The 13,147-nt window shown below is 62.1% G+C and carries 13 protein-coding genes; 2 read left to right on the top strand and 11 right to left on the bottom strand.

Going from position 1 to position 13,147, the window contains the following annotated elements; all coding sequences use genetic code 11:
* Positions 1-50: 50 nt before the first annotated feature.
* On the top strand, positions 51-968 hold the full coding sequence (locus ACTIFK_RS01865) for a ketopantoate reductase family protein (protein ID WP_439541336.1): 918 nt from the start codon (positions 51-53) through the stop codon (positions 966-968).
* Here ACTIFK_RS01865 and ACTIFK_RS01870 read toward each other — a convergent pair.
* From ACTIFK_RS01870 to ACTIFK_RS01905, 8 genes are all read right to left on the bottom strand, one after another.
* Positions 947-2,491: an FAD-dependent oxidoreductase gene (locus ACTIFK_RS01870; RefSeq protein WP_439541337.1), complete on the bottom strand. Its 1,545-nt coding sequence runs from the start codon at positions 2,489-2,491 to the stop codon at positions 947-949. The genes ACTIFK_RS01865 and ACTIFK_RS01870 overlap by 22 nt on opposite strands.
* Before the next feature lie 36 nt (positions 2,492-2,527).
* On the bottom strand, positions 2,528-3,151 hold the full coding sequence (gene folE, locus ACTIFK_RS01875) for a GTP cyclohydrolase I FolE (RefSeq protein WP_439541338.1): 624 nt from the start codon (positions 3,149-3,151) through the stop codon (positions 2,528-2,530).
* A complete protein-coding gene (locus ACTIFK_RS01880; RefSeq protein ID WP_439541339.1) occupies positions 3,135-3,458 on the bottom strand; it encodes a plastocyanin/azurin family copper-binding protein in 324 nt (107 codons plus the stop codon). Before ACTIFK_RS01880 ends, folE begins: the two co-directional genes overlap by 17 nt.
* An 11-nt stretch (positions 3,459-3,469) precedes the next feature.
* Complete coding sequence (locus ACTIFK_RS01885) at positions 3,470-3,991, bottom strand: DUF4142 domain-containing protein (protein WP_439541340.1); 522 nt, start codon at positions 3,989-3,991, stop codon at positions 3,470-3,472.
* A 79-nt stretch (positions 3,992-4,070) separates the two neighbouring features.
* Positions 4,071-4,760, bottom strand: a complete 690-nt coding sequence (locus ACTIFK_RS01890) for an RNA polymerase sigma factor (protein ID WP_439541341.1) — start codon at positions 4,758-4,760, stop codon at positions 4,071-4,073.
* 203 nt (positions 4,761-4,963) lie between these two features.
* Positions 4,964-5,236, bottom strand: coding sequence for a hypothetical protein (locus tag ACTIFK_RS01895; protein ID WP_439541342.1), 273 nt, complete (start codon positions 5,234-5,236; stop codon positions 4,964-4,966).
* A 336-nt stretch (positions 5,237-5,572) separates the two neighbouring features.
* Positions 5,573-6,109, bottom strand: a complete 537-nt coding sequence (locus tag ACTIFK_RS01900; protein ID WP_439541343.1) for a formaldehyde-activating enzyme — start codon at positions 6,107-6,109, stop codon at positions 5,573-5,575.
* 54 nt (positions 6,110-6,163) lie between these two features.
* Complete coding sequence (locus tag ACTIFK_RS01905; protein WP_439541344.1) at positions 6,164-8,041, bottom strand: DUF1989 domain-containing protein; 1,878 nt, start codon at positions 8,039-8,041, stop codon at positions 6,164-6,166.
* Here ACTIFK_RS01905 and ACTIFK_RS01910 point away from each other — a divergent pair.
* Complete coding sequence (locus ACTIFK_RS01910; RefSeq protein WP_439541345.1) at positions 8,015-8,494, top strand: hypothetical protein; 480 nt, start codon at positions 8,015-8,017, stop codon at positions 8,492-8,494. The two genes, ACTIFK_RS01905 and ACTIFK_RS01910, sit on opposite strands and share 27 nt — an antisense overlap.
* A 98-nt stretch (positions 8,495-8,592) precedes the next feature.
* Here ACTIFK_RS01910 and ACTIFK_RS01915 read toward each other — a convergent pair whose 3' ends face one another.
* The 3 genes from ACTIFK_RS01915 to ACTIFK_RS01925 all read right to left on the bottom strand — a co-directional run bounded on the left by ACTIFK_RS01915 (position 8,593) and on the right by ACTIFK_RS01925 (position 13,037).
* The gene (locus tag ACTIFK_RS01915) at positions 8,593-9,957 is read right to left on the bottom strand and encodes an NAD(P)-binding domain-containing protein (RefSeq protein WP_439541346.1); all 1,365 of its coding nucleotides are present in this window, start codon (positions 9,955-9,957) and stop codon (positions 8,593-8,595) included.
* A gap of 66 nt (positions 9,958-10,023) precedes the next feature.
* Complete coding sequence (locus tag ACTIFK_RS01920) at positions 10,024-11,142, bottom strand: aminomethyltransferase family protein (RefSeq protein WP_439541347.1); 1,119 nt, start codon at positions 11,140-11,142, stop codon at positions 10,024-10,026.
* A gap of 101 nt (positions 11,143-11,243) precedes the next feature.
* A complete protein-coding gene (locus tag ACTIFK_RS01925; protein ID WP_439541348.1) occupies positions 11,244-13,037 on the bottom strand; it encodes an APC family permease in 1,794 nt (597 codons plus the stop codon).
* Between the last annotated feature and the right edge of the window lie 110 nt (positions 13,038-13,147).

The raw sequence follows: 13,147 nt of genomic DNA on the forward strand, positions 1-13,147 counted from the left end.
AAACCGCAGCCTCACCACGGGGCCGATGACCCGGCCTCGCTCCCCCCGCCATGAAGATCCTCATTCTGGGCGCGGGCGCGGTTGGGGGGTACGTCGGGGCCAAACTCCAGACGGCCGGTGCCGACGTCGTGTTTCTGGCTCGCGGGCGACGGCTGGACCGCCTGTCGGAGCAGGGTTTGATCATCGACAGCCCGCTCGGCAGTTTCTCGACGCCGGCGCGAACGACAAGCGCACCCCATCGCGGTCCTCCACCGGACCTCATCGTCATCGCATGCAAATCCCCGGCGCTGGACGACGCCCTTGAGGCGATCGCGCCGGCCGTCGGCCCCGCGACCCGCATTCTCTCGTTCCTGAATGGTGTCGCGCAACTTGAGACCATGCATCGGCGGTTTCCCGACGCGGAGCTGCTTGGCGGGGTCGCACACGGCGCGCTCACGCTCCGCGACGATGGGACCATCGCGCATCTCTCGCCGTTCTTTTCCGCGATTGTCGGGCCCGTGTCCGGGCATTCGGATCCGGTGGCGGAAAGCCTGATCGCGCTCTTAAGCAAAGCCGAGACCGACGCCCGGCTGAGCCACGACATCCGGCAGGACCTGTGGAACAAGTTCGTGTTCCTGACCACGCTGGCCGGCGCGACATGCCTGATGCGCGCCAGCATCGGGACCATCCTGGCGTGCGCGGATGGGGAGCGCTTCATCGTCCAGCTGCTGGACGAATGCCTGGCCGTGGCGCGCGCGGAAGGTTTTGCGCCCGACGAAGCCTCGATGACCGCCTACAGAAAAACGCTGACCGAGCCGGGGTCGACGCAGACGTCCTCGATGTTCCGTGATGTCCAGAGCGGGCGGCAGACCGAGGCCGATCACATCCTGGGCGATATGTTGCGCCGGGCTACGCACCACGGCATCGACGCGCCGCTCCTCAAGATCGTCAACGTCCATCTTCAATGCTACGAAGCGACGGTGGCGTAGGACCGATCGGCGCGCTCGAGTGCGAGCTCAGCCTTCAGGCATTCCAGATCGCGGTTGATCGACGCGACTGCGAGCGTGCGGCCGTTGCTGCGATAGCGCACGATGCAATCCTTGGCACCGATGTCGCCATCGACCGAGAGTTCGTCCCAGTGCTCGGCGTGGCCGACATAATTGATCTGCATATCGTAATGCTGACTCCAGAAGAACGGTACGGCATCGAAGGCCTGCCGCTCCCCCAGCATATTGAGGGCCGCCGTCTGCCCCTGGCGTTCGGCGACGACCCAATGCTCGACCCGAATGTTCTGCCCCGTATGCGGATCCGGCCAACGCGCGATATCGCCGGCGGCAAAGATGCCGGCGATGCTCGTTTCGAGGTATGCATTCACGAGCACGCCGCGATCGACGACAAGGCCTCCGCCTTCGGCCAACGAAAGACGCGGGCGAACGCCGACGCCAGCGACAATCACGTCGGCTTGCAGCTTGACGCCGCTTTTCAGCATCGCACCGCCGGCATCGAATTCGACGGCGGTATCCTCAAGATGAAAAATGACGCCGTGCTGCTCGTGAATGTCGCGCACAAGTCGGCCGATCTCGGAACCCAGGATTTTCTGCATGGGGATCTTGTCGGGTGCCACGACATGCACCTCTAGCCCGCGCGCGCGCAGGCTCGCGGCGACCTCGAGACCGATAAAGCTGGCACCGACGACGACGACGCGCTTCGCTGTCTTGGCGTGCTCGATGATGGCGCGGCAATCGGACAAACTGCGCAGCGTGTGGACGTGGGGCAGGTCCGCGCCGGGGATCGTGAGCCGGACAGGCTCAGCGCCCGTCGTAAGCAAAAGGCGGTCGTAGGGAACCGCCGCGCCCTCCGCAAGGACGACCTCACGCGTCCCCGTTCGCAGTCCGGTCACTTTCGCCCCAAGGCGCAAATCGATGCGAGCATCGGCATAGAAATTGTCGGGCCGCAGCGGCAGCCAATCCTCTTCAGCCGAACCCGCGAGGTAATCCTTGGAGAGGTTCGGGCGATCGACGGGCGGAGCGGTGTCGTCGCTGAGCATGACGATGCTGCCGGCAAATCCGCGTCGCCGCAGCATCTCGGCCGCGGCGAAACCGGCGGCTCCCCCGCCGATGATGACGATCCGGGCGGGGGTATCGGTCGCGACTTGCCGGATTTGCGGGGCGCGCTCGTGCTTGTCCTTCACGACGATGCGGCCGTCGCGCTGGTCCACGATCCAGCAGGACAACGGGCTGAAGGCCGGGGCGTGCACGGCCTCGCCGGTCCGCACGTCGAAACAGGCGTGATGCCAGGGGCACCGGATTTGCGCGCCGACCACGAGGCCGTCGCCGAGGGGCGCCTGATAGTGCGTGCAGTGGGCATCGACCGCATAGACGGCGCCGTCGACATGCACGACGAGAACGTCCTGCTCTCCGACATGGCCAACCAGCTTGCCATCGACGAGGTCCGTGACGGCGACGCCAAGCGTCAAATCTGGCCCCGAGGGCGCTCCGTTCTGGCTGGACATGTGATGCTCCGTCGTGGCGGTTGCACGCTCGCGGTATCAGGTGGCGAGCGCGAGGAACTCCTGGCGCACTTGCGGGTCGTCGCGGAAGCTCCCCAGCATACGCGTCGTGACGAGCTCCGTCCCGGGCTTGTGCACGCCGCGCGTCGTCATGCATTCGTGGGTTGCGCGGATGACGACCCCCACTCCTCTGGGCCGCAGGACCTCGTCGAGCGTATTGGCGATCTGCGCCGTCATTTTTTCCTGGATTTGCAGGCGCTTCGAAAACGCATCGACGACGCGCGCGAGTTTGCTGATGCCGACCACACGGCCGTCCGGTATGTAGCCGACCCATGCGCGGCCGATGATCGGGGCGAGATGGTGCTCGCAATGGCTTTCGAAGCGAACGGCGCGCAAGACGATCATCTCGTCGTAACCGTCGATCTCGTCGAAGGTCTTGCGCAAGATGGCCGCCGGGTCGAGCGCGTAGCCCGAGAAGAACTCTTCGAATGCTCTCGTGACGCGGGCGGGCGTCTCGAGCAATCCGGGGCGCACGGGATCGTCGCCCGCCCACCGGATGATCGTTCGGAACGCGGCCTCGGCCTCGTTGCGGGTGGGCTTGGCAAAACCCGAGGTCACGGTCTCGCATTTGTCGGCGGTTCGTCTGCTATTTGGCGATGACATGAACGGTTCCCGTCATTCCTGGATGGATCCGGCAGTAGTAGGAGAAGGTTCCGGCGCGCGGGAATTGGAGTTGGGCCGATTTCTCAGCGGGAATGGCCACGTCCCAGGCTTCGGACGTCTCCGTTGCCGTGTGATCGATGAAATCCTCGTTGACCCATTCGACCGTATCGCCGGGCTGCACAGTGATGTCCGCAGGCACGAAGGCGAGGTTCGTTATTTTCACCCGGACCAATTCACCGCCCTGAGATGGGAAAACCAGCGCCAGCTGGAACAGTCCGGCGAGTGTCGCGCCCATGGCTCCACGCATGTGTCCCTCCCCTAATGGCTTGCGCGCGCCAGCATCTCGGCGTGCTGGAGGTGTCCCTCGAAAATCTTGAGACCGGTTTCCAGCAAGCTCTTGAGCTCAGCGTTGCCGGACGATGGGATGAGCGTCGTCTTGAGCGCCTCGTTGACCGTCTTGTGATAAGCGACCTCGTTGGCGACGTAAGCCTTGTCGAACGCCGCGCCCGAAAGCTTGACAAGTTCGCCGTGCTTTGTTTCGGCTTGCGTGACCAGCGCCTTGCTCGTGTCGTTGTCCTCGGGCGTGACGCCCAGCTTCTTGACGAGGGCCAGCGCCTTGTCGTTCACGGCCTGGTGGTCGCGCACCATGTCGCTTGCAAAGGCGCGCACTGTCTCGCTCTTGGATTTTTCGAGCGCGAGCTTCGCGGCCTTGATATCGAGATCGCCGGCCGTATAGGCGATGTGGGCGATCTGCGGATCTGAGGGTTTGTCGGCTGCGGTGGCGATTGCCGTCGACAGGACGAGACCGGCAGCCAGGCCGACCATCTGGAATCTCAGCATTGTTGTTCTCCGTGCGTTGGGCCCGCGGCCCTGTTGCATTCACGGAGCATTGGATGGGAGTTGCGGAGAAAGGTTCCCGCTAGAAGCCGAGGCGGCACACGACGGCATCCGTAATTCGCTCGCAGCGCTTTCCGTCGAATGGGAAAACGTCGCCGAAGTGCGGTCCAAGGTGTTCCGCGAGCGCGTCCTTGAGAAGCTTGCGCGCACGATGCAGGCGGGTCTTCACGGTTTCCGGCAAAAGATCGAAGGCCGCTGCCGTTTCCTCGACGCTCATTCCCTCGACCACGCGTGCGACGAGCACGGCGCGGAAATCTTGCGGCAGCGCATCGATGGCGCTTTCGACAATGCGGCAAAGCTCTGTTTGCGCCATGGCGCGCTCCGGATCAATTGCTGGGCGGGACGAAGCCGGAAACGGAATGACATCCGCCATCTGCATCTGGCGGCCATCGCGGCCAATGGCGGAAATCGGCATGTCGATGCGGCGGCGCACGCGCTGGAACGCCTCGTTGAGAACGATGCGGGTCAGCCACGTCGCCAATGTGGACTCGGCGCGGAACGTGCCGAGTGCCGCGAAGGCTCGCAGGTATGCCTCCTGCAGGACGTCTTCGGCCTCGCTGTCATCCGCGACGATGCTGCGCGCCGCACGATAGAGACGCCGGTTGTAGCGTTGTATGAGGGTCCGCACGGCCAATTGATCGCGCGCGAGCGCCCTGGAAACAAGTTCGGCGTCGGACGCCGTTTCGAGCGGCTCTGGCTTATGCTTGTGCATGGGGTGCACTCCGGACGATGATAATTCATAGCCCGATTGGATGCAGACCGGTCGAAAAGGTTCCCGGTAACCGGCGCGACCTCGCACGAGATGTCGCGATGCCGGTCTCGGGATGCTGGCCTGGGATGGCAAACAGCGCGCTTAGAGTTGTCGAGCGCGGGTTCAACGCGCTCGGCCAGATGCATGGCGGCAGATCAACGGTCTCACCGGACCGCGCCTTTTTGTGTATCCAACATCCGGTAGATGATGCCGGGCGGCAAAACAAATTCGCCGTCTTGCAGCATCGTCGGATCGTAGGATCCATTGTTCGGGGCGGTTACACCGGCATAGCAATACGATCTGCCCCACTCGTCGCGGACAATCTCGCGGACGGGGGTGTCCGCGTAGTTGGCTATGACGGGGCCTGCTGGCGTCACGTTGCGCAAAATGAGGGGCTCAACGAACGCCAAGTCATTGAAATAAACGCTATGCGGCATGGCTCACCTCCCGAACGGGTGAGCGCGCCGTCTCGTGAGACACGCGATGCCGATCAACCAAATTCGCAGAGAACGAGTGGTGCGGTGTCGTGGGGTTGTCGATGCGCATGGCTGCCACCTCCAAATGAGATGGGGCCGTCCCCTTTTGAGCCTTAGCGCAGGTCGTCCAGCGCCCACCCATTCTATCTAAGCGGGGATCGCTGGCAATCAAGCTCTCGGGTATCTCCGCCGCCGCCAATCGCGCATTTGTGCAGCGCCGAAGAAAAAAACGAGAGCGGCGAGGGGGGAGGAGTTCGCCGCTCTCTAGGCGCACGTGCTGGGAGGTTCCGTGCGCCGTTAGTCGAGGACGCCCTCAAGGGCGTAGTGGGAGATTTTGGTCCGGTTGGCGATCAGTTCCTCGACAGTCGGCTCTCCCTTCATGGCACGGCCGATGGCAATCTTTGCCGCCGTGTAGTTCGTGCGGTAGAGATCCTTCTTGTCGAGGTTCTTGTCGTCGGCGCAACGCGGATCGAGCCAAACGGTGATGATCATACAGACATCGTTGGCGATCTCGGCCGGGAGAATGCCCTCCTTGAGGCAATCGACGATCGCATCGCCGATCGCGGCCTGAACGACGCCGCCGAATAGTCCGATGTAGGCCTCGCTCGTGATCGTGACCTTGGAGGTCATCATTGTCGCCGGCCGGACCATCTGGTTGAGATCACGGATCACGAAAAACCGCGTGTGACCGACGGTCTGTCCCATCATCGACGCGAACGCTGTGCCAACCGGCCCCTTGACGGAGCCGATCACGATTTCAGGCATCGCGTCGGTGACTTGACCCTCGGCGGCCAATACCGTCGCTTCGCCGGCGCGGAACCAAATATCCGTCATGTTATCCTCGTTACTTCCTGCTGTGTGTTGGACTGAATGGACGGGTGTCCAAACCTACATGCGCACCCGCTTCTTCTCGGGGTCGTAGAACGGGAATGGCACGACGGTCGCCTTCAACCGCTTTTGCATGCCATCGAGCCGCCCGACTTCCAGCGCGCCACCCATTTCTGAATGGGCAACATCGACCCGACCGAAAGCCAAGGTCTTTTTCAGGAGCGGCGATCGAATCGCGCTGGTGACGATACCGACCATTGCGCGCCCGACGTAAACGGGGTCGCCGTGCGACGGCTTTTCATTGCCGGCGATCTCCAGGCCGACGAGCTTGCGCAGCGGATTGGCGCGACGCTTCTCCAGCGCCGCCTTGCCGATGTAGTCCTCCTCCTTCTTCTGCGGCACCGTGAAGGCAATTCCCGCTTCGAAGGGATCGGTGGTGGAGTCGAAATCGTGGCCGCCAAAGACAAGGCCGGATTCGATGCGAACCATGTCGAGCGCGTCGAATCCGAAGGGCTGAATACCCATCGGCTGCCCCGCCGCCATGACCGCGTCCCACACCGTCGCTGCATCTTTGGGATGGCAGAACAGCTCATAACCCAGCTCTCCGGTGTAGCCGGTCCGCGAGATCAGCACGGGCGTGCCCGCGTGCCCGCCGATACGCCCCGTTGTGAAGCGAAACAGTCCGAGTTCCTGGATGGTGGGCCGGCCGGGCGGGGTCTGGATGATCTCCAGCAGGATTTCACGGGAGCGCGGCCCCTGAACCGCCACGTTGTGGATCTCAGACGTCGCGGTTTTCAGATGGACGTTGAAATTGGACTTGGCCGCCTGTTCCTTCAACCAGATCAAGCTGGCGTCATCGCCGCCAATCCAACGGAAGTTGTTGTCGCCCAATCGGAACAAGGTGCCGTCATCCACCATGCCGCCATGCGGGTAGCACATCGTCGTGTAGAACACCTGACCGACCGACAGCTTGCGGACATCGCGCGTCACAAGGCCTTGCAGGAACTCCTCGGCGTCCGGGCCCAGCACCTCCATCTTGCGCAGGGCCGAGAGGTCCATAATGACGGCGCGTTCACGGCATGCCCAGTATTCCTCGATGGCCCCGGCGTTGGCGAAGCAGTGCGGCACCCAGAAGCCGCGGTATTCGCCGAAGTTGCGCGTCAATGCCGACGTGCGGGAATGGAAACCGGATTCGCGGGTGAATTGGACGGCGGCATCAGCTGTCATTCTGTATCCGATCGAACGTTTGAAGGTTGCGTCTTTGGGGTAGACCCGGACCTGGATTTCCGTCAGGCGCCAGCCATTGGAAGGATCGATGTCGGAGGGACACGATGAGGCCGCGCAAACGAGATCGGCGAGCGCGCGCATGACGACATAATCGCCAGCCCGGGACCACGGCTCGTCCGACCAGATGTTGTTATGGGCGTCGACGTTGGTGTTGTAGAAGAAGTTGATTGCCGGCCAGCCCGCGTGGTCGCCGATCGAATAGTTCCTCAACTGCACATTGAAGTTTTCCGTACAGTTGGGATGGCCGAAATAGCCCATATCCTCGTAATAGCGGGTGGTGCACGCGAGATTGAACGTGTCGTGGCGGCCGACCGTATCCTGCACGATCTCGACCAGCGGATTGCGATCCTGGTCGTAGAATTTGGAGTGGAGGCCCGGCTTGGGATAGGCGGCGCCGGTGAGGGTGCGCGTCGTGACGGCATCGAGCCCTTGCGTGCGCCCTTCATCGAGCGCCTTGCGATTGAAGGCCAGGAAGTCCGAACACTGGCGGCCCTGCACGTCGATAATTTGGATGAACTCGCCCTCGAAGACTTCAAACTTCTCGGCGCTGGCAACGTTCACGCGAATGTCCAAACGGGGCTCGGCGATCGGATCGGGCAAGCTGACGTCACCGAGCATGCGCGGATGGGCGCGCTGAATGAAGACCAGCACGTCCGTCGCGGGGGACTGGTCCCAAACAACCATCGGCGTGGCGGGCGCGCCAAGAACGACAAACACGGATTTCTCGGCTTGAAATCTGACCAGATCGCCTACGACGGACTCCGGACCCAGAACCGTCGCGGCATGAGCGCGGCCGATATCCAGTCCACGGCGATACAGTCCGAAGCGAACGCGTGCGGCGTCTTCGCTGTCGCCTTGAAGGCATTGTTGAATGCCGGTCGCCTTCGCTTTCCCCGCCAAGCCAAGGGCGGCGAGGTCGCTCTTGCCGCCGCTACCGAAGACAACCACCTCGACGGATTGGCCGCCTTCGAGCGGGCTGAGTTCGATGCGATCGCCTTTGTCGAGTTCAAAGCCGGCTGTTCCGCCTCCCTTCAGCACGAAACGTTCAACACCCGGATCGAGAGAGGGACTGCCGGCCACGAAGACCTTCGGCCGGGCGCGTGAGGTGAGAATGGCGTCAGTCATTTGTCCTGATCTCCAGCACAATAGGTACGCTGGCCGCGCCACGCGGCGCGGCCAGATCGAAGCGGTGAACCGTGCAACTATTCGGCCGCCGCGGCCTTGCTCGGCTGGTCGAGGAACGTCTCCAGCGAGTCATCGAGCGCACTGAGCCACGGCGTGTGGTGCACGGGCGCCAACGTACCGGTCAGAGTCGATTTGAACGCCTGGTCGCGGTAGGTGAGGATGTTGTCCGACTTGTGGTGTTCCCACACCTTGAACATCCTTGCCACCTCGTCGACATCGAGGCGCGGATAGTCCGTCTCCTTCAGGAGATCGCGAACGAACTCGGTCTGAAAATCGATCGCCTCGAAAGCGTCTTTGACGCTCTCCTCGGAGGCGATCCATTTCTGGATGTCGTCCATCATGACGCCGGGGTTCGGAAGCTGGATCCGCCCAAGCACGACGTCACGTGCGTACCACGCTTCCGCGTCGAACATGTTGAACGTGTAGTACTGATCCTGAATGCCGATATACATGCACTTCGGATTGTTCCACCAGAAAATGCCCTTGTAGAGGTTCGGCGGATAGAGGCGATTGCGCGACTTCAAGCGCAACGCATCATCCAGGAACGGGAAGTGATTGGAGTAGCCGGTGCAAAGGATGATGGCGTCGAAATCTTTCTTCGTGCCGTCCTTGAAGTAGCAGGTCTTGCCTTCGACTTTTTCGAGGAGCTCGCGCTCGTCAAGCGACTCTGGCCACTTGAACCCCATCGGCTTCGTGCGCCAGCAGAACGTGACGGACTTAGCGCCGTACTTGTAGCACTGAATGCCGATGTCCTCGGACGAATAACTCGAACCGATGCACAAGACATCCTTGCCGGTGAATTCGTCGGCGGAGCGGAAGTCATGGGAATGGAGCGTACGCCCCAGGAATTTGTTGAGACCCGGAAACTCCGGCGTGATGGGCGTCGAATAATGACCGCATGCCACGAAGACGTAGTCGAATTCCGAGGTCGACAGTTCGTCCGTCGTCAGGTCCTTGACCGCGACCGAGAACTTTTCGCTGTCGGCGTCGTACGTCACCCAACGCACTGCGTGGTTGAGCTGAATGTAGTGCGTGATCCCGCTGCGATCGATGCGGCCCTTGATGTAGTCATGGAGAACGGCACGCGGCGGATACGATGGGATCGGCCGGCCGAAATGCTCCTCGAAAGAGTAGTCGGCGAACTCAAGGCATTCCTTGGGACCGTTCGACCAGAGATAACGGTACATGCTGCCGTGAACAGGCTCGCCGAACGTATCGATGCCCGTGCGCCACGTGTAATTCCACAAGCCGCCGTAGTCGCTCTGCCGCTCGTAGCAGACGATCTCTGGAATCTCCGCCCCTTTTTTGCGGGCGCTTTCGAACGCACGGAGAACAGCGAGGCCGCTTGGTCCTGCACCGATGATTGCAATGCGTTGTCTCATAATATTTCCCTTTCGCTCGGATTTATCGAGTGCACTTCACGTCTTGTGTTGTGGCGCGAGGCGGGTTTACGCGGATGCGCCTTCGGGATGCGTGCGGCGGCGCAGTGGATCGTAGAACGGCATCTGCACCACGGTTGCGGACCACTCGCGGTCGTCGGCAATCTTGAGCTCGGTGCCGATCCTGGTATGGGACGGCTCGATCTGGGCCATCGCCAGCGACTTCATCAGGTGCTGGCTGTACGTGGTGCTGGTAATGACCCCGACCTGCTTGCCGCCGGCCATGACTTTCGCGCCGGGCGCGATGGCCTTGTCGGCGATGACTTCCAGGCCGGTGATGAGGGAGCGTTCCTTGCCCTTCTTGGCGGCGAGCGCGCTCTTGCCGATGAAGTCCGGCTTCTTGAGATCGATGCTCCAGTCGGCGCGGACCTCCCATGGCGTCGTGTCGCCGTGGGTCATGTCGTAGGGGAAAAAGAGCAGGCCGCCCTCGACGCGAACGATGTCGAGACACGCCCACGACACCGGCATGACACCTTTGTCCTTGCCCACTTTCAGAATCTCGTCCCACAGGAACGGCGCGTCCTTCGACGAGCAGAACACCTCATAGCCACGCTCGGCCGAGTAGCCGCCCCGGGCGAGACGAACGTCCTTGCCGAACAGCTTCGACTTGGCATGATGGAAATAGGGTAGCGCCGACAGATCGAGCGGCGTATGCGGCGCCAGGATTTCCAGGGACAGCGGACCCTGCAGCGAGAGGATATGAACGTCGTTGTCGGCCTCGACCTTGACCTCGTACTTGCCGGCTTCGGCCGCGAAGGCTTTATCGAGATTGCCGCCGCCATGCGAAATCCGGAACTCGGCCGGTCCATCGACATAGACGATGACGTCGTCGATCAACGCGCCGTTCTCGTCGACGATGTTGGAGATGTGCGAGTCACCGGGCTTCGCTTTGGAAATGTCCGATGTCAGCACGTGATTGAGGAAGGCGAGTGCATCCTTTCCCGACACGTTGATCATCCGCAGCGCGGAGACATCGAACAAGCCGGCGCGATAGCGCACTGCCGCCGTCTCATCATAAGGATCGGTGCGATAGTTCTGGGGAATCGGCATTCCATTCCACGAAACGACGCCTAGGTCGGCACCCAAGGCAATGTGGCGATCGTTGAGGGCGGACTGTCTCTTACTCATGTGAGTTTTCCATTTTCGCTAGCACGAACGTGTTTTGGCTGAACGTTTTGCTTACTGGGCGGACCGAGGCCGTTGCCTCGGTCCGCCCAGTGGCCTGGCGGCTACGCGGGAAGCTGGAAGAACCAGTTCGAAATCAGCACCACAGCAAGTCCGGCGATGAGCGTGAGGTAGGGCAGCATGCCCGCCTTGCGGCGACCGACGTCGGCCTGGGTCAGCCCGAGATCGCTCAGCATGTGCGCCGGGAAAACACCCTTGTCCTGCACGTAGTGGCGGAACAAGAACACCGGGATGATGAGCGCTGCCGTTCCAAGCCCGGCCCAAAGCGCAATCGGATTCCAGACCTTGGCGCCCGCACCCATGAACACTGCGTTCACGAACGCCAGGATCGTTCCGGCGGCAAGCACCCACGTCGGCGCCCGCCACGGACGGGGAACATCCGCGTTGTCGATGCGGTGGATCCAGCCCGAGTTCAGATTGAGGAAGTTGAAGATGATGTAGCCGCAGTTGGAAACGGCGAGGATGAAGAAGAAGCTCGTCGCGTCAGCGCAAGCGATCGCGAGGATCCCCAAGTTGACGAGCAAATCCGTCCACATGGCTGCCGTGGGTGCGCCATGTGAATTGACGTGGCTCAGGTACTTCGGCAACCAGCCGTCGCGCGAGCCCTGATACAGCGTGCGCGATGAGCCTGCCATGGCGGTCATCAGGCACAGCATCAACGCCAGGATCATCATCATGACGAGGAGACTGGTGATCCAGCCGCCGTGACCGACCATGGTGCCCATGGCTTCAGCCACACCCGATCCATCGACAATGGACGGCGCGAGCATGCCTTCGAGGCCCAGCACACCTTGGAAGGTGAAGGGGACGAGCGTGAACAGAGCGAGGCACAGCAGGCCCGAATAGAAGATGGCCTTGAAGGTATCGCGGCCCGGGTCACGGAACTCGCTGGTGTAGCAGATCGCCGTTTCAAAGCCGTACGTCGACCAGGCGGCGATAAACATGGCGCCGAGGATCAGCGTCCAGCCCGCGACATCCCATGCACCCATCTCGGGGGCGTAGGCCGCCTTGAGTGGCGTCAGCGGCGTATAGTTCGACCAATCGATCTGGCCTGTGAGGATGGGAACGATCCCGACGATGAACATAGGGATGATCACGGCGAGGCCGATGAACTTTTGAACGCTCGCGGTGCCGAGAATGCCGCGATGCTGAATGGCGAAGGTGACCAGCATGAGCACCGCGCCGATGAAGAAGGCGGCATTGAACGAGAACGCTACCGGTCCCAGCGTCCCATGGAACAGAGTCCAGTTGCGGACGGCGGGCGTCAGCGCGGCGATCGCGTCAGCCGACAAAAGCGCGCCGATGGCATCTGCCGCGGCTTTGCCCTGGTTGGCGGTGAGCCACTCAGCGACGCGGGGAGAGTCCGCGGCGATAGACGAGGCATGAGCACTGATCCATGCCGCGACTTGCGCGGAATCGGCCGGCGGCACCGGTGCAAGCGCGTTGAGGATATAGGCCGCGGCAATGGAACACCCGAGCGACAGCACGGGTGTCCAAGCAAACCAATTACACCACACGGATAGCGGGGCGATAATCTTGGAGTAGCGCACCCAAGCCGCCGCGCCGTAGATCGAGGCGCCGCCGGACTTGTTCGGGAACAGACCGGCGATCTCGGCGTAGGTGAAGGACTGGATCAGTCCCATGATCATCGAAACGAACCAGACGAGAAAGGCGAGCTTTCCCGCCACGCCGGCGATCCCGCCGATGGAAAAGAGGACAAGGGCGGGAACGCCGCTGGCGACCCAGAATGCTCCCCTCCAATCGATTGCCCTGATGAGTTGACTGGAAGAGGCGGCGTCTGCCCTCCCATCCACTGCAAGCGTTCCCGGTACGGCCATCGGCGCAGCTCCTGAAAAATGCGGCTTCTCGTTCTCCGTGTCGTTCGCTCCGTTGCGGTCCCCCACAACCAAGTCCCCGGATGAACCAGTTTGAACCAATATAAACCACC

The sequence above is a fragment of the Hyphomicrobium sp. genome (assembly GCF_051860585.1).
Taxonomy (GTDB): Bacteria; Pseudomonadota; Alphaproteobacteria; order Rhizobiales; family Hyphomicrobiaceae; genus Hyphomicrobium_C.